The 19,447-nt window shown below is 70.2% G+C and carries 29 protein-coding genes; 28 read left to right on the top strand and 1 reads right to left on the bottom strand.

Features of this window, described 5'->3' with window-relative positions; all coding sequences use genetic code 11:
• Positions 1-9: 9 nt before the first annotated feature.
• The 28 genes from ABZ725_RS51510 to ABZ725_RS51375 all read left to right on the top strand — a co-directional run bounded on the left by ABZ725_RS51510 (position 10) and on the right by ABZ725_RS51375 (position 18,509).
• Positions 10-1,500, top strand: coding sequence for a phage portal protein (locus tag ABZ725_RS51510; RefSeq protein WP_358809295.1), 1,491 nt, complete (start codon positions 10-12; stop codon positions 1,498-1,500).
• A complete protein-coding gene (locus ABZ725_RS51505; RefSeq protein WP_358809294.1) occupies positions 1,497-2,480 on the top strand; it encodes a hypothetical protein in 984 nt (327 codons plus the stop codon). The genes ABZ725_RS51510 and ABZ725_RS51505 overlap by 4 nt, the downstream gene beginning before the upstream one ends.
• A gap of 44 nt (positions 2,481-2,524) precedes the next feature.
• Positions 2,525-3,289 (top strand): hypothetical protein, encoded by a 765-nt coding sequence (locus tag ABZ725_RS51500; protein ID WP_358809293.1) that lies wholly within the window; start codon positions 2,525-2,527, stop codon positions 3,287-3,289.
• Between the two features lie 15 nt (positions 3,290-3,304).
• Positions 3,305-4,168 (top strand): P22 coat protein - protein 5 domain protein, encoded by an 864-nt coding sequence (locus tag ABZ725_RS51495; RefSeq protein WP_358809292.1) that lies wholly within the window; start codon positions 3,305-3,307, stop codon positions 4,166-4,168.
• Positions 4,169-4,183: 15 nt separating this feature from the next.
• Entirely contained in the window at positions 4,184-4,549 is a 366-nt protein-coding gene (locus tag ABZ725_RS51490) for a hypothetical protein (protein ID WP_358809291.1), read from the top strand.
• Between the two features lies 1 nt (position 4,550).
• Positions 4,551-5,024: a hypothetical protein gene (locus ABZ725_RS51485; RefSeq protein ID WP_358809290.1), complete on the top strand. Its 474-nt coding sequence runs from the start codon at positions 4,551-4,553 to the stop codon at positions 5,022-5,024.
• Between the two features lie 19 nt (positions 5,025-5,043).
• Positions 5,044-5,637, top strand: coding sequence for a hypothetical protein (locus ABZ725_RS51480; RefSeq protein WP_358809289.1), 594 nt, complete (start codon positions 5,044-5,046; stop codon positions 5,635-5,637).
• A complete protein-coding gene (locus tag ABZ725_RS51475; RefSeq protein ID WP_358809288.1) occupies positions 5,634-5,993 on the top strand; it encodes a head-tail adaptor protein in 360 nt (119 codons plus the stop codon). The genes ABZ725_RS51480 and ABZ725_RS51475 overlap by 4 nt, the downstream gene beginning before the upstream one ends.
• On the top strand, positions 5,993-6,331 hold the full coding sequence (locus ABZ725_RS51470) for a hypothetical protein (RefSeq protein ID WP_358809287.1): 339 nt from the start codon (positions 5,993-5,995) through the stop codon (positions 6,329-6,331). The genes ABZ725_RS51475 and ABZ725_RS51470 overlap by 1 nt, the downstream gene beginning before the upstream one ends.
• Positions 6,331-6,510: a hypothetical protein gene (locus ABZ725_RS51465; protein ID WP_358809286.1), complete on the top strand. Its 180-nt coding sequence runs from the start codon at positions 6,331-6,333 to the stop codon at positions 6,508-6,510. Before ABZ725_RS51470 ends, ABZ725_RS51465 begins: the two co-directional genes overlap by 1 nt.
• Positions 6,511-6,552: 42 nt before the next feature.
• Positions 6,553-6,888, top strand: coding sequence for an HK97 gp10 family phage protein (locus ABZ725_RS51460; protein ID WP_358809285.1), 336 nt, complete (start codon positions 6,553-6,555; stop codon positions 6,886-6,888).
• Between the two features lie 2 nt (positions 6,889-6,890).
• Positions 6,891-7,310, top strand: a complete 420-nt coding sequence (locus ABZ725_RS51455) for a DUF3168 domain-containing protein (protein ID WP_358809336.1) — start codon at positions 6,891-6,893, stop codon at positions 7,308-7,310.
• Between the two features lie 27 nt (positions 7,311-7,337).
• The gene (locus ABZ725_RS51450) at positions 7,338-7,769 is read left to right on the top strand and encodes a phage tail tube protein (protein WP_358809284.1); all 432 of its coding nucleotides are present in this window, start codon (positions 7,338-7,340) and stop codon (positions 7,767-7,769) included.
• 23 nt (positions 7,770-7,792) lie between these two features.
• The gene (locus ABZ725_RS51445) at positions 7,793-8,200 is read left to right on the top strand and encodes a hypothetical protein (RefSeq protein ID WP_358809283.1); all 408 of its coding nucleotides are present in this window, start codon (positions 7,793-7,795) and stop codon (positions 8,198-8,200) included.
• Between the two features lie 50 nt (positions 8,201-8,250).
• Complete coding sequence (locus ABZ725_RS51440) at positions 8,251-8,556, top strand: hypothetical protein (RefSeq protein WP_358809282.1); 306 nt, start codon at positions 8,251-8,253, stop codon at positions 8,554-8,556.
• Between the two features lies 1 nt (position 8,557).
• Positions 8,558-10,543 carry a phage tail tape measure protein gene (locus tag ABZ725_RS51435; protein WP_358809281.1) on the top strand — a complete coding sequence of 662 codons (1,986 nt, stop codon included), beginning with the start codon at positions 8,558-8,560 and terminating at the stop codon, positions 10,541-10,543.
• A 6-nt stretch (positions 10,544-10,549) separates the two neighbouring features.
• Positions 10,550-13,348 (top strand): hypothetical protein, encoded by a 2,799-nt coding sequence (locus ABZ725_RS51430; RefSeq protein WP_358809280.1) that lies wholly within the window; start codon positions 10,550-10,552, stop codon positions 13,346-13,348.
• A gap of 10 nt (positions 13,349-13,358) precedes the next feature.
• Complete coding sequence (locus tag ABZ725_RS51425) at positions 13,359-13,871, top strand: hypothetical protein (RefSeq protein ID WP_358809279.1); 513 nt, start codon at positions 13,359-13,361, stop codon at positions 13,869-13,871.
• A 10-nt stretch (positions 13,872-13,881) separates the two neighbouring features.
• Complete coding sequence (locus tag ABZ725_RS51420; RefSeq protein ID WP_358809278.1) at positions 13,882-14,136, top strand: hypothetical protein; 255 nt, start codon at positions 13,882-13,884, stop codon at positions 14,134-14,136.
• Positions 14,137-14,203: 67 nt separating this feature from the next.
• The gene (locus ABZ725_RS51415) at positions 14,204-14,431 is read left to right on the top strand and encodes a hypothetical protein (protein WP_358809277.1); all 228 of its coding nucleotides are present in this window, start codon (positions 14,204-14,206) and stop codon (positions 14,429-14,431) included.
• A complete protein-coding gene (locus ABZ725_RS51410; RefSeq protein ID WP_358809276.1) occupies positions 14,428-15,258 on the top strand; it encodes a peptidoglycan recognition family protein in 831 nt (276 codons plus the stop codon). Before ABZ725_RS51415 ends, ABZ725_RS51410 begins: the two co-directional genes overlap by 4 nt.
• A gap of 23 nt (positions 15,259-15,281) precedes the next feature.
• Positions 15,282-15,539 (top strand): hypothetical protein, encoded by a 258-nt coding sequence (locus ABZ725_RS51405; protein ID WP_358809275.1) that lies wholly within the window; start codon positions 15,282-15,284, stop codon positions 15,537-15,539.
• Positions 15,539-15,970, top strand: coding sequence for a hypothetical protein (locus ABZ725_RS51400; RefSeq protein WP_358809274.1), 432 nt, complete (start codon positions 15,539-15,541; stop codon positions 15,968-15,970). Before ABZ725_RS51405 ends, ABZ725_RS51400 begins: the two co-directional genes overlap by 1 nt.
• Positions 15,960-16,328: a hypothetical protein gene (locus tag ABZ725_RS51395; protein WP_358809273.1), complete on the top strand. Its 369-nt coding sequence runs from the start codon at positions 15,960-15,962 to the stop codon at positions 16,326-16,328. Before ABZ725_RS51400 ends, ABZ725_RS51395 begins: the two co-directional genes overlap by 11 nt.
• 150 nt (positions 16,329-16,478) lie before the next feature.
• A complete protein-coding gene (locus ABZ725_RS51390; RefSeq protein WP_358809272.1) occupies positions 16,479-17,681 on the top strand; it encodes a helix-turn-helix transcriptional regulator in 1,203 nt (400 codons plus the stop codon).
• 113 nt (positions 17,682-17,794) lie between these two features.
• The gene (locus tag ABZ725_RS51385; RefSeq protein ID WP_358809271.1) at positions 17,795-18,013 is read left to right on the top strand and encodes a hypothetical protein; all 219 of its coding nucleotides are present in this window, start codon (positions 17,795-17,797) and stop codon (positions 18,011-18,013) included.
• Positions 18,010-18,318, top strand: a complete 309-nt coding sequence (locus ABZ725_RS51380; RefSeq protein ID WP_358809270.1) for a hypothetical protein — start codon at positions 18,010-18,012, stop codon at positions 18,316-18,318. Before ABZ725_RS51385 ends, ABZ725_RS51380 begins: the two co-directional genes overlap by 4 nt.
• On the top strand, positions 18,315-18,509 hold the full coding sequence (locus ABZ725_RS51375; RefSeq protein ID WP_358809269.1) for a hypothetical protein: 195 nt from the start codon (positions 18,315-18,317) through the stop codon (positions 18,507-18,509). The genes ABZ725_RS51380 and ABZ725_RS51375 overlap by 4 nt, the downstream gene beginning before the upstream one ends.
• Positions 18,510-18,626: 117 nt before the next feature.
• Here ABZ725_RS51375 and ABZ725_RS51370 read toward each other — a convergent pair whose 3' ends face one another.
• The gene (locus ABZ725_RS51370) at positions 18,627-18,857 is read right to left on the bottom strand and encodes a helix-turn-helix transcriptional regulator (RefSeq protein WP_358809268.1); all 231 of its coding nucleotides are present in this window, start codon (positions 18,855-18,857) and stop codon (positions 18,627-18,629) included.
• Positions 18,858-19,447: the final 590 nt, after the last annotated feature.

Raw genomic sequence — 19,447 nt, 5'->3', positions numbered from 1 at the left:
AGGGCCCCGATGGCTACGGAGGCGCAGGCTCTCCAGCTGGTCGCGCTGCTGGAGAACGAACTGATCCGGCGGCGCGGGGACATCGACCGGCACAACGCCTACTACCGCGGCAAGCATCCGCTGCGGTTCGCCTCGACGGAGTTCGCGAAATTCCACGGCGACCGCTACCGCGAGTTCTCCGACAACTGGGTGCAGGTCGTGGCCGACAGCCCGGTGGAGCGGCTGACGGTGACGGGGTTCCTGGCCGACGGCGAGACGAGCGCGGACAAGGACCTGTGGCGGGTGTGGCAGGTCAACGGCTTGGACGCCGATTCCCAGCTGGGCTTCCTCGGCGCGGTGACGGGGGCGCGCTGCTTCGTGCTGGTGTGGGGCGACCCCGACGACCCGGACATGCCGTGCGTGACGTTCGAGGACGCCTCGCAGTGCATCGTCGCCTACGAGCCGGGCTCGCGCCGGCTGCGGCGGGCCGCGCTGAAGCGGTGGCAGGACGGCAACCAGGACTACGCCACCCTGTACCTGAAGACGGAGGTGTGGAAGTTCTGCCGGCCGCTGCAGCAGCAGGACAAGTCCCCGCAGATGGCGGACGTCGACGAGGAGCTGAAGCGGTGGACGCCGCGGGAGATGGGCGACGAGCCCAACCCGCAGCCCAACCCCATGGGCGTGGTGCCGATGGTGGAGCTCCCGAACAAGCCGATGCTCGTCGAGGATCCGATCTCGGACGTCGCCGGCGTGGTGGCGATGCAGGATGCGATCAACCTCCTGTGGGCGCAGATGTTCACCGCCTCCGACTACGCCTCGTTCCCGCAGCGGGTCGTCCTCGGCGCCGAGCGGCCGATGCTCCCGAAGCTGAACTCGGCCGGCGAGGTCGTCGGCAAACAGCCCGTGGACCTGGACAAGTTCCAGATCGACCGAGTCGCCTGGATCACCGGCAAGGACGCGCGGATCGCCGAGTGGCAGGCGGCGAACCTGGCCGCGTACACCGGCATGATCGAGGTCGCCGTAGGGCACCTGGCCGCGCAGACCCGCACCCCGCAGCACTACCTCATCGGGAAGATGGCGAACCTGGCCGAGGGCGCGCTGCTCGCCGCCGAGACCGGTCTGGTGAAGCGGGTCGACGAGAAGACGTTGTGGTACGGGCAGGGCCTGCGGGAGATGGCGCGGCTGATCGCGCTGGCCAAGGGAGATGACCGCAAGGCGGAAGCACTGCGCTCCGGGCGGGTGCTGTGGGCGGAGACCGAGTCCCGCTCGCACGCGCAGCTCGCGGACGCGCTGCTGAAGCTGAAGCAGCTGGGCTTCCCGTTCGAGTGGCTGGCCCTGCGCTACGGCCTCACCCCGACGGAGGTCTCGGAGGTGGTCGCCCTGCGGGAGCGGGAGATGGAGATGGACCCCGTCTCGGAGATCACCCGGCAGCTCACGCAGACCGCGGCCCCCGCTCCGCAACCGGCTGCGGAGCCGGACGACGCCGACGAGGACGAGACGGATGCGGGGGCCGCGGCGTGAGCCCGTCTCCGATGGCCGTCGCGCACGCCACGGCCCGGATGCGTCTGGCCCTGGCCGCCGCCCGGGCCGCACGTCTGGCGTGGCGGACGGTCGACCGGGACGCGCCGGGTCCGTCGTGGCTCGCCGCCCTCGGACCGGTCATCGCCGCGGTCGCCGGTGCGCAGCTCGCCGCCGCGCAGAGCACGGAGCCGTGGCTTGAGCAGCTGCTCGGCCTGGACGACGGGCAGGCGGAATCGGACCGGCTCAACCCGGCGTCGCTGTCCGGGGTGACCGGTGACGGGACCCCGCTCGTCCAGGCGCTGCAGGTCCCGGTGTGGACGGCGCTGCGGCTGGTCACCCGGGGCGTGCCCGTGGTGCAGGCGATGGCGCGCGGGCAGCTGCTCCTCGACCTGATGGTGCGTACCGCGGTGGCGGACGCGGGCCGGGCCGCGGACTCGGTGGGAATGACGGCCCGCCCTGCCGTGACGTCGTATGTGCGGGTCGTCGAGGGCGGTGCCTGCTCGAGGTGCGTGGTCCTCGCAGGCCGCGAGTACGGCGTGAGCGCTGCGTTCGCGCGCCATCCGCGCTGTCACTGCGGGATGGAGCCCGTCACCCGCGAGCACCGGCCGCAGCCGTCGAGCCCGCAACAGCTGTACGACGCCATGTCCGAGACGGAGCGGAAGCGAACGTTCGGCGAGGCGGCCGTCAAGGCGATCGATGACGGCGCCGACCTGGCGCAAGTCGTCAACGCCCGGCGCGGCATGGCCTCGGCCACCGCCGAAGGCCAGCGCCTGCAGACCACCACGGAAGGCACGGTGCGCGGCGAGTTCCGCCGCCAGGAGTTCCGCCGCCTGCAGGGCCAGGGAGCCATCCCTCGCAGCCAGTCCATCCGCGGGTTCCGCCCCGAGCGGGCCCGCCTCATGCCGGAAGAGATCTTCCGCATCGCCGACGACCGGGCGCACGCCATGCGGCTGCTGCGCCTGCACGGCTACCTGTACTGACCGCGCGCAACGCCCGGTCTCACCCCCGCAATGGGAGCACACCGATGGATCTCTTCACGCTGCCCCGCCATGCCCGCCGCCACGCGGCAGGCTGGTCCCACCCCTACCCAACCGGCCCGTGGTCGCCGGTTTTCTACGCCGGCGGCGACGACCAGGACGACGACAACGCCGACGACGACCAGGACGGCGACGGAGACGACTCCGACGACGACCAGGACGACGGCGGATCGGACGACGACCAAGGCGACGGAGCCGACGCCAGCGACGGCGGATCGGACGACGACCAGGACGACGCCGACGCGCTCGGCGACAAGGGCAAGCGGGCGCTCGCCTCCATGAAGGGCAAGTGGAAGAGCGAGCGCGACAAGCGCAAGCAGCTCGAAGAGCAGCTCGCGCAGAAGGACGGAGCGGACGAGGCCGAGACTGTGCGCCGCAAGGCGGAGCAGGACGCCCTCGCCAAGGCGAACACCCGCATCCTGCGGGCTGAGGTGAAGGCCGCCGCCGCGGGCAAGCTCGCGGACCCGGCCGACGCCTTCAAGTTCCTCGACCTCGACCAGTTCGAGGTCGACGACGACGGCAACGTCGACAGCGAAGAGGTCGCCGACGCGATCGACGAGCTGGTCAAGTCCAAGCCCTACCTGGCAGCCGCAACGGCGAAGAGGTTCCAGGGCACCGGCGACGGCGGAGCGGCGCGCAAGGCGTCCCGGCCGAAGCAGCTCACCCAGCAGGACCTCAAGACCATGACCCCCGAGGCGATCGAAAAGGCCCGCATCGACGGGCGGCTCGACGACCTCATGGCGGGCAAGTAGCCAGGAGGCAGACCCATGACCGTGCGGAACTTCGTTCCCGAAATCTGGAGCTCGCGACTGCTCGTCGCGACCCGCAAGGCCCTCGTCTACGCGGCGCCGAACGTGGTGAACCGTGACTACGAGGGCGAGATCAGCGAGGCGGGCGACACCGTCCGCATCACCTCGGTGTCCCGGCCGGCCATCGGCACCTACGTGCCCGGCACGACCACCATCACCCCGGAGAAGCTGACCACCGGCCAGCGCACCCTGGTCGTCGACCAGTCGAAGTACTGGGCGTTCTCCATCGACGACGTCGACAAGCGGCAGGCCAAGTCCAACCTGATCCCGCAGGCCATGTCCGAGGCCGCGTTCGGCCTGGCCGACACCATCGACCAGTACGTGGCCGCCCTGTACACGCAGATCGCATCGGCGAACTTCCTCAACCTGGTCGGCTCGCCGATCGACACGTACACCACGCCGACCGACGCCTACGACAAGGTGCTCGTCCCGCTGCGCACCAAGCTCACCAAGGCGAACGTGCCCAGCGCGGGCCGGTACGTGATCGTCCCGCCGGAGTTCTACGCGTCGCTGCTGCTCGACTCCCGCTTCATCAAGTCCGACGAGGCCGGCACCGACGCGGGTCTGCGCAACGGGCTCGTCGGGCGCGCGGCGAACTTCGACATCTACGAGTCGAACAACTGCCCCGTCCCGACCGGCGACACCACAGTCGTCCAGGCCGGCGTGGGCGCGGCCATCACGTTCGCGGAGCAGATCAACAAGACCGAGGCGTACCGCCCCGAGTCGTCCTTCAGCGACGCCGTCAAGGGCCTGGCCCTGTACGGCGCGAAGGTGATCCGCCCGGACCACCTGACCGCCGCGTTCATCAACCCCGCCGCCTGATCGGAGAGCTGAACCATGGCACGCACCGCTGTCGCGTACAGCAACCTCGCCCCCAACAGCAGCCTGGCCGACCCGGCCGGGACCGCGGTCACCTCCGGCGCCGGCAACGGCGGCCAAGTCGCCAACGCCTTCCCGGAACTGACCGTGCTGCGGGTGTCGAACGCCTCCGGCGGATCCGGTACCGCGACCGTGCTGGCGGGCTCCCTGCCGCTGGCCATCGCCGCCGGCCAGGGAAACCTGGCGGTCACCGTCGCCAACGGCGCCACCCAGTGGATCGGCCCCGTGGAATCGGGCCGGTTCGTCCAGAACGACGGATCGCTGATCGTCGAGACCTCGGTCGCGATGACCGTCACCGCCTTCAAGGTCCCGAGGAACACCTGACATGGCTGAGACCATTCACGTCCGGGGCGAGGGCGGCGCCGTCATCGCGATGGACCTGCCCCTGCCCGAGAGCATCCAGGAGCGCCTCGACCGCGGGGCGATCCAGCGCGTCAACGAGGACGGCTCTCCGTACTACGCCGCACCCGCACCCGCGCCGAAGGCGGCCGCCTCGAAGAGCAGCGCGCTGACCGACGGCCTGGTCCCGCGCCCGGGCGCACGGGCGGGCAAGGACGACTGGGTCCTGTGGGCCATGGCCGTGCACGCCATCCCCGAGACGGACGCCGAGGCGATGACCAAGGCGCAGCTTCAGGAGCTGCCCGAGCAGCCCGCCCCCGCCGCGCGCGCGGGCGACGGGCGCCCGGACGAGGCAGCCGACAAGGCCGCGTGGATCGACTTCACGGTGCGGTCGGGCCGCATGTCCCGCGAGGACGCCGAGGCGTACACCAAGGACGACCTGATCGCCCTGTTCGCCTGAGGCGAGGAAAGGGGGCGTCATGGCGCTCGCTGCTCTGGCGACCACGGCCGACCTCGCCGCGCGCGGCCTGACCGTGACAGCGGAGGAGGAGACCGTCGCGGAGACCTACCTCGACGTCGCCTCCACCGCCGTCCGGGAAGCCGCGGGCGTGCCGATCTCACAGACCACGTCCACCGTCACCCTGGAAGGGCCGGTCACCGAGTGGCTGACGCTGCCCGGCCCGCCCATCGTCTCGGTGGCCACGGTGGAGATCGACGGGGAGGCGGTCACCGACTGGCGGCTGCGCTCCCACCGCCTGTGGCGGGCGTGCGGCTGGTCGCCCGGCTGCGGCCCGTCCGACGTCGAGGTGGTCCAGACCCACGGCCTGGCCGACGTCCCGTCGGACATCGTCGACCTGGTGTGCCGGATCGCCGCGGGGGCGCTGGCCGACTACCGAGCCGACCCCGAGGGCGCGGGCCTGGCCGTCGGCGACATCCGCTCCGAACGGATCGGCGACTACTCCGTCACCTACGGGGACACCGGGCTGATCACCGGCATGGAGCTGCCCGACTACCTGCGCGAGCGCCTGGCCGCACGCTTCGGCGGGGGCGCGGCGCTGGTGAGGTCGCGGTGAGGGGCCGCGCCGGCGTCCGCCGCTACCTCAACCGCGCGCTCACGGTGTGGCGGGCGCAGACGGCCGACGACGGCTCCGGCGGCCAGACCACCACGCTCGTCGAGGTGGGCAACGTGCGGGCGAAGGTCGACCAGCCCACAGCCACCGAGCGCATGGTCGCCGCGTCGACCAGCTCCCGCCACTCCCACGACGTCTACCTGCTGCCGCGCGCGGACGTCCGCCGCGGCGACGAACTGCGCGGCACCGACGCGCTCGGCACCGCGCAGGTGTTCCGAGTGCAGTCGGTCGTCCAGCCCTCCACCCCCGTCTACTCCAAAGCTCTCGTCGAGCTGATCCAGGCAGAAGGAGAAAGCTGATGGCTGACCTCAGCCTCGTCACAGTGCCGGTCGCCACCGGCATCGCCGACATGGCCGCCCAGGCGACCGCCGCGGCCGGCGGCGGCGACACCGCCCCCGTCGGACCCGGAAGGTTCCTGTACGTCAACAACGCCGACGCGTCCTCCAAGACGGTGACGATCGCCACCCCGGGCACGGTGTCCGGGCTTGCCATCGCCGACGTGGCGGTCGTCGTCGCCGCGGGCAAGCACGCCATCATCCCGCTGACCAACATCTTCCGCGGCTCGACCGGACGGGCGGCGATCACCTACAGCGCCGTCACGTCCGTGACCGTGAGGCCGTTCGAGCTGGGCACCTGATGCCCGGCCAGGAGGGCGGCAGCCTGCCGCAGATGGAGCCGCAGGAGTGCCGGCGCGAGGCCGAAGGGTTCCTCGGCCTGGGGCACGACGTCGACGTTCCCCAGGCGATCGCGTGGGCGCTGCTCGCCGTCGCCGGCGAACTGCACCAGATCCGCCGGCTCCTCGACAAGCGGAGGTGACCCGTGGCGCGTCGCCGACGGGCACGCGTGGAGATCGTCGGCATGGATCGTCTGCAGCGCCGTCTGCAGGAGGTGGTGCCGCAGCTGGAGGCGGCCGCCAAGGCGGAGGTCGAGAATTCGGCCGGGCTGATGGTGGCGGACGTGCGCCGCAACGTGCGCGTCGACTCCGGGAACCTGCGCAGCAGCGTCGAGCCCAAGTACCAGAAGGACGGGCTGCAGACGGAGGTCGGCTGGCGCGACCGGGACGACCTCTACGCCATGATCCATGAACGCGGATCCCGTCGTATCCCCGCCAATCCCACGCTGATCCCCGCGCTGGAGCGTGCCGGCACGCAGCTGGTGCAGCGGCTGAAGGACGAGGTGAGGAGCCGCCTGTGAGCATGCCCGTCTCCGACTCCGCCGTCCTGCCCGTCCAGGAGGCCGTGCTCGCCGCGCTGAAGGCGGACAGCACGCTGGTGTCCCTGGTCCAGGGCGTCTTCGACTGGGTCAAGGAGAACCAGCCGTACCCGTACATCGTCATCGGCGAGGCCGTCGAGACGCCGGACAACGCCCACGACAGCCACGGCTCCAACTGTGTGATCACGCTGCACGTGTGGTCGAAGTACCGCGGCTACCGCCAGGCCCTGCAGATCGCCGCCCGGGTGCGGGCGCTTCTCGAGCACCGGCCCCTCACCGTCGCCGGGCACCGGCACGTGGCCACCTACTACGTGTCGCAGCAGACGATCACCGACCCCGAGCCGCCGGGCGACGTCCGGCACGTACCCATCAGCTTCCGGGTCCTGACCCAGGTCAGCCCGTGAACGACGACAGAGAGGATGTGACCCGCCATGGCTGGTGAGGACGCAACCGGGACACTGCTCAAGCGGGACTCCACCGGCGGCGGCGTCTTCGTGACGATCGCGTCCGTCGAGGATCTGTCGGGCCCGTCCCGCGCCCGCAACATGATCGACGTGTCCGCGCACGACTCTCCCAACAAGTACCGGGAGTTCGTCAAGGGCATGAAGGACGGCGGCGAGGTCACCGCCACCATCAACTACCGCCCGGGCGAGACCACCCACCAGGACCTGGACGCCGACTTCGAAGAGGACGAGCTGCGGGACTACCAGCTCGTCATGCTGCCCGGCGACGACGACGAGCACACCTGGAACTTCTCCGCCGGCATCAGCGCCATCGGCGACGAGTTCCCCCTCGACGACAAGATGGGCCGGGAGATCACCTTCAAGATCTCCGGCAAGCCCACCCTCACGGCCACCGGCTGACGATCACCCCTAGGAGCACTGCCGTGAGCAGCATCAAGGACGCCATCCGCGCCGCGCAGGACATCAAGACCCAGCCGGACGTGGAGATCCCCGAGTGGGGCGTCACCGTCGACGTCCACGGCCTGCCGTCCGGGGAGTGGGAGGCCTACCAGAACAAGCTGAACAAGCTGCGCTTCCAGGAAGGCCGCAGCGGCGCCGAAATGCAGGTGAAGTCCAACCGCGCCGAGATCGTCGCCAAGGCCCTGTACGACCCGGACACGGGCAAGCTCGTCTTCGCCGACTTGCGCGAGGGCATCGCCATCCTCAGCGAGAAGAGCTCGGGCATGGTCGACGGACTGTTCAAGCTGGTCCGTCACCTGTCCGGCGAGGACCGGGACTTCGAGCAGAAGGTCCGGGACGCCGAGGGAAACTCCGACGGCGACCAGAGCTGAGGCTGCTGTACGACCTGTCCATCGCCTACCAGATCCCGCCCGACGAGGTGATGGAGCGGTTCAGCGATGAGCAGATCGTGCACCTGGTCGCCTGGCAGAACCTCTACGGGCCCGTCACCCCGCGGCGCTGGGACGTCCTCCTCGCCCGTCTCGGCATGGACGTGACCGCCCCGCACATGCGGAAGGGCGCGACGCCTCGGCTGCGCGACCACCTGATGCTCTGGTCCCGTGCGGACCGGCCGGCCCGCAGCGGCCGGGAGATCCTCGGCATCGTCCAGGGCTTCCAGCAGCAGTTCGAGCGGGACGACGACCGGCGCACCCGCCGACGCGGCCGCCGCGACCGGAAGGAGACCTGACGTGGCTGTTCTGGACGAGGTGCTGGTGCGCCTCGGCGTCGACATGTCCGAGGCGCAGGGCGAGGTCGACGAGGGCGCCGCAGGCATCGAGGGCCGTCTCAACGGGCTCGCCACGGTGGGCACTGCGGCCGCCGCCGGGCTCGGCGGCGCGTTCGTCACGGGCCTGGAGTCCGCCATGGACATCTCGTCGGCCATCACGACGCTCGAGCAGGGCTTCGGCCTGACGAAGGAGGAGGCGGACCGCGCGGGGCATCTCTCCGGCGAGGTGTTCGCCGCGGGGTTCGGCGAGTCGGTGGGTGGCGTCGCGGACGCCATGGGCGCGGTGATCGGCGCGATGGGCAAGGTCGGCGACTTCACCGACGCCGAGCTGAAGGACATGACCAAGAGCGCGACCGCGCTCGAGACGAAGTTCGGGATGGACATCCCCGAGGCGGCCAACGCCGCGGGGGCGCTCATCAAGCAGGGCCTGGTCGAGGACGCTACCGAGGCGTTCGACGTGCTGACCAAGGCCGCGCAGACGCTGCCCGCGTCGATGGCCGCGGACATCCCGGCGATCGTCACCGAGTACGGCCAGCACTTCAAGCGGATCGGCCTGGACGCGAAGACGTCGTTCGGAATGATGTCGCAGTTCGTGCAGGCGGGCGGGCGGGACATCGACCAGGCCGCCGACGTGCTGCACGAGTTCGCCCGCATCACCTCCGAGGAGACCAAGAGGGCATCGGACGGCTTCAAAGCTTTGGGCCTGGACTCGAAGTCGATGCTCGCCGACATCGGCAAGGGCGGCAAGCCCGCCGCGGACGCGCTCACCAAGACCCTCGACGCGCTGCGCGGCGTGAAGGACCCCGCCAAGCGAGCCCAGCTCGAGGTGGCGCTGTTCGGCGACATGGCCGGCGAGGCAGCCGACGCGCTGCTGGCCATGAACCCCCAGACGGCGGCCGCCGCAAGCGGCATGGACGACGCGGCAGGGGCAGCGAAGCGCGTCACCGACGGCATGGCCGCCTCACCCGCGCAGCAGTGGGACTCGATCATGCGGACCGTGACCACGACCCTGGGCATGGCGCTGCTGCCCGTCCTGAACGCGGTGTCCGGGCTGTTCGCCAAGCAGCCTGGCCTGGTCAAGGCGCTCGTGCCGATCGTGCTCTCCCTGGCCGCCGGCCTCGCCATCGCGGCGGCCGCGCAGTGGGCGATGAACTCGGCGATGCTCGCGAACCCCATCACGTGGATCATCGTGGCGATCGTCGCGATGGTCGCCGCGATCGTGTACATCGCCACCCAGACCCAGGCGTTCCAGAAGGCATGGGAGGTCGCCTGGGGGGCGATCAAGGTGGCGGCGAAGGCCGTCTCGGACTGGTGGACCGGCACCGTCGTACCCGCCCTGCAGGCAGGCTGGAACGCCGTCAAGAACACCGTGAGCGCGGTCGCGAACTGGTTCACCGGCACGCTGAAGCCACAGCTGTCGGCCGTGTGGAACGCCATCGCGGGCGGCGCCAGCGGCATGTGGGCGAAGGTCAAGGGCTACTGGAACAGCATGGTCTCGTTCATCACCGGGATCCCGGGCCGCATCAGCAGCGCCGTGCGCGGCATGTGGGACGGCATCCCCAGAGCCTTCCGCGGCGCGATCAACAACATCATCAGCTCGTGGAACGGGCTGTCGTTCTCCATCGGCGGCGGCAGCTTCATGGGCGTCGACATCCCCCGCCTCACCCTGGGCACCCCGGACATCCCCTACCTCGCCGACGGCGGCATCACCACCGGCCCGACCCTGGCGATGATCGGCGAAGGCAGCGAGCGCGAAGCCGTGCTGCCCCTGTCGCGGCTGGAGCAGCTCCTCAGCCAGCCCTACGCGGCCGCCTCGACAGGCAAGGTCCAGCCGGCCGGGCCGCTCGCGATGGAACTGCGGGGCGGCCCCCGGTTGTTCCGCGAGTTCTTCCAGGAGTCCGTGCGCATCACTGCGGGCGGCGACATCGTCAAGTTCGTCGAAGGGTGAGGTGAGATGGTCAGCCTGCCGCCGGACATGTGGGCCGAGCTGCTCTACGACGGCGCGTGGAACCCCGCCAGCGGTCTGCGCCGGACGTCCTCGGTCGTCATCACGCGCGGGCTGTCGGCGGAGTCCGCCTCGGCCGCCGAGCCGACGCAGTGCGAGTGCGAGCTGAACAGTCCCGACGGCCTCTACGCGCCCCGCAACTGGCGCTCGCCGCTGCGGGGGAAGATCGGCCGCAACACGCCGTTCCGTCTCGGCTACAGGACCGGCTCCCCGTGGGTCGCCCTGGACGGCACGGACGGCAACGAGATCACCACGCCGACGAACACCGCCTTCAACGTCACCGACGTGGACCTGCGCATCGAGATCGCCCTGGACGACTGGGTCCGCCAGCAGAACCTGGCCGCCCGCTACCTGGCCACCGGCAACCAGCGCAGCTGGGGCATGTACCTCGCTGCGACGGGGCAGCTGGCCTTCCACTGGTCGGCGACCGGGTCGGCGACCCTCGTCACGCGTTTCTCCAGCCTCCCGGTGACCGCCTACAACGGCCAGCGCCTGGCGATCCGCGTCACCCTCGACGTCGACAACGGCGCGGGCAGCTACGAGCTCCGCTTCTACACCGGCCGCACCGTCGACGACGAGGAATGGGACCTGCTGGGCACCCCGCTCACCGGCGCCGCCACAGCCGTGTTCGCCGCCGCAGCGCCCATCGAACTGGGTGACATGACAGGCATCGCCCTCCCGGCGATGATCGGCAAGGCCTACGCCCTGAAGCTCCTGTCCGGGATCGGCGGGACCACGGTCCTGCGGATGACGACGCAGGACGCAGCCCCCGGAGCTGTCTCGTTCACCTCTGGCGGGTTCGTGTGGACCAAGGCGACGGCCGGGGCCACGCTGACGAACAAGCACGTCCGCATGGTCGGCGAGGTGCCCGCCTGGCCGCCGGCCCGCGACCTGTCCGGCAACGACGCCTACGTCAGCATCGCCCCCACCGGCGTCACCCGCCGCATGGACGCCGGCAACAAGCCCGTCGACTCCGCTCTGCTGCGTTTCATCAAGGCGAACAACCCGGTCGAGTGCTGGCCCCTCACCGACGGGGAGCAGTCGAGGGTGGGGAAGTCGCTCGTCGGCGGCAAACCCATGACGCAGATCATCCGGTCGATCGACACCCCGGGGAACTTCGGCAAGGGCTCCCTCGCCCCGTGGATCGAGCCCGTCATCCAGATCCTGCCCGACGTGACCGGCTCGATTCAGGGCGAGTGCCCCGTCACGGCAGGCACCACCGCCGCCTGGTCGATCGACTTCTTCATGCGAGGAGGAGGCAACGAATCGGCCGGCGTGTTCGAGATCCTCGACGCCGGCGCGCGCACGGACACCGACAACCAGGCCGAGTTCACCCTGATCTTCGACGGCAACGGCGACCTGCTGACGCTCACCCTGAACATGGTCGGCGAGAGCGCGTCGTCTTCCTCCCTGGTCATGGCCGCCACGACCGTGTCGATCTACGACGAGAACCCCCACCACGTCCGCATCACCATGGACCCGCAGGCGACCGACACCGCATGGTCCGTGTACGCGGACGGGCAGCTGATCGGCAACGGCACCATCGCGTCCATCGTCATCAAAGCCCCGCGCCTCATGCGTCTGGGCTGGGGCTCGCTGACCGTCGCCGGCCAGACCATGACCGAACGAGGTTTCGGCTACTTCACGCTGTGGGACGGCACCGGGCCTTCGGCAGCGTCCATGTACAGCGCGCTGACGGGCTTCGCCGGGGAACGGGCGGGATCCCGCGTCAAGCGGCTGGCCACCGAGGCCGGATACACGGCCACCGTCTCCGGAGACATCGCCTTCCAGGAACTGATGGGGATCCAGGGGCAGAAGAAAATCCTCGAACTCCTCAACGAGGCCAACCGGACGAACTTCGGCTACCTGCTCGAGGCCCGCGACCGCAACGAGCTGATCCACCGGGGGCACTCCACCCTGTGGAACCAGCCCCCGGCGCTCACCCTCGATTTCTCGGCCGGGCTGATCAGCGCCCCGTTCAGGCCGGTGGACGACGAAAAGCTCACCGAGAACGACGTCAGCGTGAAGCGCGAGTACGGCTCGCTCCCCGCCCGGCAGGTCCTGGAGAGCGGGCCCATGTCGGTCCAGGACTTCCCCGACGGCGCCGGCCGCTACGACAACGAGTACACCTACAGCCTCGCCACCGACGACCAGGCCGGCCACGTCGCCTCCATGCTCGTGCACCTGGGCACCTACGACGGCGTCCGGTACGCCCGCATCACCCTGGACCTCGCCAACCCGCGCGTCCACCAGATGATCGACGACATCCTGCGCGTCGACTCCGGGGACAAACTGCGGCTGACCCGCCTGCCCGACGACCACGGGCCCGACGACGTCGACGTCCTGGTGCAGGGCTACACCGAGGAAGCCGGACCCGACACCTGGAAGATCACGTTCAACTGCGTGCCCGCCGAGCCCTGGACCGCCCTCGTCCTGGGCAGCACCGCCCACGGCCGCATCGACATCGGCGGCTGCGAACTCGCCGAGGACCTCACCGAGACCGAGACCTCCGTCGACGTCACCACGACCGGCGTCCGCCGGTGGGCGGACTCGGCCACCTACCCCGACGTCTACCCCATGGACCTCCGCGTCGGCGGCGCCACAGGAGAGATCATGAGGGCCACGGCCTGCACCGGGACCACCAACAGCCAAACGTTCACCGTCATCAGATCCGTCAACGGCGTGGTCACCACCCACAGCACAGGGGCCGACGTACACGCCGCGCTGCCCGCCTACCTGCCCCTGTGAGGAGCCCGCCGTGGCCGTGTACCCGATCCTCTACGGCGGCATGAGGGCCACCGCCGACCTGCTGACCAGCATGCTGCCCCTGCACGCCGCGAAGGCGGCCCTCACCTCTCGGGCGTCGACGACCACGATCAGTCCCGACCCCGACCTGCAGCTCGCGGTGGAGGCGAACGCCGAGTACTTCCTGCACTTCTTCTTCAGGATCTCCGGCAACGCTGCCGCCGACATGGACATTCAGTTCACCACCCCCGCCGGATGCACCGGGTCCTACGGGGTGACTGGACGGCTCGCCGGATCATCGGCAGGAGACGGCGACGTGCGCACCAGCACGCGCATCTCGTACAACGTCGAGACCCAGTTCTCGACGCCGTCCACCGCCGCCGCTCAGGTCAGCCACGGGGCGGGGCGGCTGATCACCGCGGCCAACGCGGGCATTTTCTCCGTCGACTGGGCACAGACCGTCTCCAACGCGACCGGCAGCGTATTCGAGGCCGACTCGTGGATGGAGCTCCGCCGCATCGCCTGAAGGGATTTTCGTGTTCATCACCGACCGGCTCGAGACCATCCAGTACGACGGCACCAACGGCACCTACATCGCCACCGAGTTCCTCGACAACACCACGGTCCTCAGCGACGACGGCCAGCTCCTGCGCCTGGTCGACGGCAACAACGACCCCCAGGTCTACTTGGGCGACTGGGTGATCCGCCGCGCGCTCGGCGGCGGCCAGTACATGTACCTCGGCACCTACCCCACCGCTGACCTCGAAGCCAGATACGCACCCCTGCCCTGACCCGCCAACCGGCCCGTCCGTCCGCCCCGCGCCTCCCGGCCGGGGCTTCGTCATGTCTGGAGCACTCATGGCCGCCCCGTCCGCCCCGCCGCCGATCCTTCGGTACTTCGAGTTCACCCACCTCCCCGAGGATCTCCGCCGGGTGTCCATGCCGTTCTCGGAGCTGGCCCACCGCCTGGCCGTGCTCCTCCCGCCCGGGCCCGAGCTGTCCGTGGCGCTCCGCAAGCTGTTGGAGAGCAAGGACGCCGCCGTGCGGGCCGCGCTCCCGCCGAGGACCGAGGAGGCTACGCGATGAAGCTGGTCACCAGAGCCGAGCTCGGCTGGCCGGCATCGGCCGCGCCGACGCAGACGTCCACGAAGGGCGTCAAGGTCCACTACGAGGGCACCGCGGTGAGCACGACGCTGCTCACCGAGCATGCCGCGTGCATCGCCGAGTGGAAGGCCATACGCAAGTCCCATCTGGCGAACACGAAGGAGAACTACTCCGACGTCGCCTACAACTACGCGGCCTGCCCGCACGGCTATCTCCTCGAGGGCCGCGGCATCGGCAAGCGCACCGGTGCCAACGGCAACCAGGCGCTGAACCAGGCGCACTACGCGATCGTCGGACTCGTCGGCAGCGAGGGCCTCACCCAGCCGACGGACGCCATGCTCGGCGCGATCCGCGACGGCATCGAGCTCCTGCGCAAGCACGGCGCAGGTACCGAGATCAAGGGCCACCGCGACGGCTACGCCACCTCCTGCCCGGGCGGCCCGCTGTACGCGTGGGTGCAGAAGGGCGCACCCCGCCCGGCGGGCACCGTGACGGAGACGACCCCCGCCAAGCCCAAGGTGTCCCTGGCGCGCGTCGTCGCCGCGGCCCGCAAGGATCCGGCCGCCGCGCAGGGCCACACCACCTACAAGGCCGAGGTCCTCCTGGTCGAGCAGGCGCTGAAGGCCGAGGGCCTGCTCGGCGCGGCCTACGTGGACGGCAGCTTCGGCACGAAGACCATCGACGCCTACGCGCGCTGGCAACGGTCCCCGGCCGGCGGCGGCTACACCGGTGCGGCCGCCGACGGCATCCCCGGATCCGCCTCCCTCAAGCGCCTGGCCGCCCGGCACGGCTTCGCCGTCACCGCCTGACCCATCGAGAGGAACGATCCGCCATGTCTGAGATCAACTTCCCCGACGCACAAACCGTCGTGAAGACCGCCGGGGCCTACGGGCGCGACCTGCTGGAGCGAGTCCTGACGACGTTCCTGCAGTCGTTCATCGGCGGCATCGTCGTCACCCAGCCCCTCAACGGCAGTATGTGGTACGCCGCGGGCGCGGGCGGCGTCGGTGCCGCCCTCGCCCTCGGCAAGGGCCTGTTCGCGAGACTGCGGGGCATCACAAACTCCGCGTCGCTCGCCAAGGGCGTCTGATGTGCGCGGCGGTCCGGCGGCTCACCCGACGTCTGGGCCGCCGCGGCACGATCCTCACCCTCAAGGGCGTGATCGCCGCCCTGTACGGATACGGGCAGCTCATCGAGCCGCTCGGCGACCGACGCGGCCTGTGCCTGCTCCTGAAGATGATGCCCCTGCAGGCCTGGGCCTCGGCATGGATCGTCGCCGGACTGGCCGCCCTGGTGTGCGCATGGCTGCCACAAGGCCGGGACTGGCCCGGCTTCCTCGCCGTGTGGGCGATCACCGCCCCATGGAGCATGGCGTTCCTCGTGGCGTGGTGGCCACTCGGCGAGTACCCGCGCGGCTGGGTCGCCGCCCTGATCTTCGGCGCGTTCGGCGCGGTCTGCCTGGTGGCGATCGGCTGGGACGAACCGCCGCGCACAAGAACGGAGCCCCCGCATGGGAGCTGAGATGCTGATGGCGCTGTCCGCGCTCGCCGTCGCCGTCGTGACCGCCGTCGGAGGCGTCGCCACCACGGTCGTCGGCCGGCGGCAGCCACGCGGGCAGCGGCGCCGCGACGACTTCGCCGCCGTCACAGCCCGGCTCGACAAGGACATCGAGCGCCTGGAGAAGCGCGTGGCCGAGCAGGAGACGGCGTCGGGCCGCGACCGCGAGCGCATATCCGCGCAGGACTTCGCGCTCCGCTACCTGGCCGGCTGGTGCCGGACCCTCGTCGGGTACATGCGGCAGTCGCAGCTGGAACCGCCGCCCCCACCGCAGCCGGTACCGGAAGAGGTCCGGACGTACCTGCACGACCTCAACACATGACGATGCGGCCCCGCCCTCTTCGGAGGGCGGGGCCGCTTTCGTGCGTCCAGGGGCGAACGCTCTACGGCCCCCGTGTGTTCACGGAGGCCGTATGTTCCCGGAGCCGACCGGGAGTAGCGTTCTGAGTGTCGAGGTCAGAACGGAGCCAGCATGCCACACCCAACGCGCGCCAGCACCGGCGGAATCGGGACCCGAATCCAAGAAGTCGCCGCCCTGCGCGGCTACTCACTCAGGGAACTCGGCCGCCGCGCCAACGTCTCCCCCGCCATGCTCTCCCGCATCATCAACGGCCAGCGGCAGGCCAGCCCCGCCATCGTCTCCGCCGTCGCCCGCGCCCTGTCGGTGAGCATCTCAGTCCTGCACGGACAGCCCTACATCCACCAGCTCCAAGCCGACCAGCTTGACCAGTTGATAACTCCGATCAGCGCCGCCTTGGACGACTGGGACATCCCTCTCGGAGAGGGCGACCCGCCGCCGCGAGCACTGACCGAACTGCAAGCCGCCGTTGAGGATCTGAAAGCAAAGCGCGCCCGAGCCGAATTCATCGAGATCGCGGCAGAGGTGCCCGCCCTCCTCGCCGAAGCGGGCGCCCATGTGCTCACCCAGCGCCCTGGGCGCGCCCTGGAACAGGCAGCGTGGCTACAAGCGGAGTTGTGCCGGACGGTGTACGTCGTCGGCCGCAATATCGGATTCCTGGACCTGGCCAGGCTCGCACTCTCCCGGATGGCAGTCGTCGCGCCCCAAACCGGCGACCCCCGCCAGGTCGCCATCGAACGCTGGGACCGCGCGCAACTCATGGCAGACGCCACCCGCCACGACCGCGGCATCCTCCTCGTACAACGCGCACTGCGGGACCTGGACGACGACGGCGAGCAGGCGACCCGCGCCGTTCGCGGCGCCCTGCACCTGAAGGGCGCCATCATCGCCAGCCGACGGGGGGACTCTGACGGCGCGGACGAGTGGCTGAAGGAAGCCGACGAGATTGCGAAGCAGACCGGCGAGACCCGCGACTACGGACTCGTGTTCGGGCCCGTCAACGTCGTCATTCACCGCATGTCCGCGTCCAGTGACCGCGACAAGCATGCCCGCGCGCTGGAGAGGGCGCGGGAGGTGATGTTGCCGAAGGACTATCCGGGAGCCAGGGCCGGCCACTACTGGGTGGACCGGGCCAGGGCGGAGACGTGGACGGCCCGGCACGAGGACGCCTTCAAGTCGCTGGAGAAGGCGCGAAAAGCAGCGCCGCAGCAGACCCGGTATCACCCAGGCGTACACGAGACGGTGGCGACGCTGCTGCGGGCACGGACGCGGGCCCCGGGCGATCTGCTGGAGTTCGCCAACTGGTGCGGCGTATAACACCTGAACCAACACGGTTCAAGGGGTTCGGTGTTGCCAACCTGTCAACGCCAGCCCCTTGCCCGGTCGGCACGATGTGACGGTACCCACATTGCCTGTACATGGAGCCGACCATGCCCAGCCGCAAGCCGACGACGGATCCGCCCGCCCGCACAGCCCAGCTGGCCGAGAAGCCCCCCGCCGCCCCCCGCGTCGGTGTCGCCTGGTGCGCCTGGCACGAGGCGTACAGCAACACGGCCCGGCTGGTCCGCGACTCCAGCGGCGCAAAGCTCTTCGCCTGCTCCTCCTGCCGTCAGGCCTACGACCTCGCGCCGATTGCAGACCAGCCGTGAACCCCGGCTACGTGTGCGCGGCCGAGATGCTGCCCGTCCCCAAAGCGGCCGGCCTCACCCCCGAGCGGATCGAGGGGGAACGCTGCGTGTGGTGCGGCGGCGCCGACACGGTGGAGCTGGGCCCGCGCCTCAGCGTCATCGGCGGGAGCCTGAAGCGGTGGGAGCCGCGCGCCTGCCGCTCCTGCACCCGGCGGGAGGCCGGCCGCGTGTACGACGTCCACATCACGGCGTGCGCCCGCTGCACCCACCGCGACTACTGCCCGGACAGCCGCGCGCTGCACGCGCTGACCTTGGAGTGCCAATGACTGCCACGCCCGTCGCGTACAGCCTCCAGATGCCTGCCGCCCCACCCGAGCCGACGCCGGGCTGCCCGGCCTGCGCGGGCATCGCCAAGAGGCGGGCGCAGGCCGCGGCCGTCGGCGACTACTCCCGGGTGACGGACTGCAACATCTGGATCGGCCGCCACGAATTCCACAAGCCGCCCATATCCCGCTGACTCCCGGCCGCGCGATCCGCAGCGCGCCGCCGGGCGGCCGCCGTCCTTGTGGTAGAGGACCGGACGGCCGGGCCCGCCGCCGTGTGCCACCCCGTCCGCCGGCGGCGGGCCCCACTCTCAGTCGAGGTCACCGAGAGGAACCTCGAGGACCCAGGCGATCCGCAGGAGGGTGGACAGCTTGACCTCGGCGCCGCTTTCGACGAACTGGAGGGTGCGGCGGTCAACGCGGGCCGCCTGCCAGACCTGGTCTTGGGTGAGGTTCTGGCGGCGGCGCTCCTGGCGCAGGTGATCCCCGATAGCTCGCCGTCGGTCGGTGATCCACGTGTCGTCGTCGGGCAGGTCTCGCATCCGCCCCACGCTGGAGTGATCATGAGCGGAAGTCTGCGGAGCGCATTCCGCTTTTTGCGATCATGATCGGTGTGGAGGCAGACTCCCCGGGGCATACGCCAGAGACGGCGCGAGTGCCTGGCGTCCAGGTGGGTACAGCTCTGCGGCGGTCTGGCATATGCCGCAGGGTTAGATGTAGTGTGCAGGAATCGAACACATGTTCACCCGAACGGGTGAGTGACTTTTACATGCGACATCAATTAGACAATGTGTAGACAGAACGCGTTTACTCGCGTCAGCAGACTCCCGTCCGGAAGAGCCGTTGGGAAGCGGGCCGGCCGGGCGGGGGCGGCCCCCCTGCGCCATCACGCGGCGCAGGGGGGTACGTCATTTTCGCACCGCTCCACCCCTTCAGATGCATCTCTTCTCGGGCAGGTTCCAGGGAGTTGCCAGGGGGTTGGCCGACCCGAGGGAGGTCTGAGGGGGGTGCGTACTGAAAGCCTGCGGAAGAACGAGAAAGAACCAGAAAGAACCAAGAGGCCTGATCAGCGCCGAGCCCGCTCCATCGGCCCCGGAATCCCATCCCCTAAGAGCATGTACGAGGAGTACAA

This window comes from Streptomyces sp. NPDC006872, from assembly GCF_040635845.1.
Taxonomy (GTDB): domain Bacteria; phylum Actinomycetota; class Actinomycetes; order Streptomycetales; family Streptomycetaceae; genus Streptomyces.
This window is presented reverse-complemented; position numbering and strand designations above follow the sequence as displayed.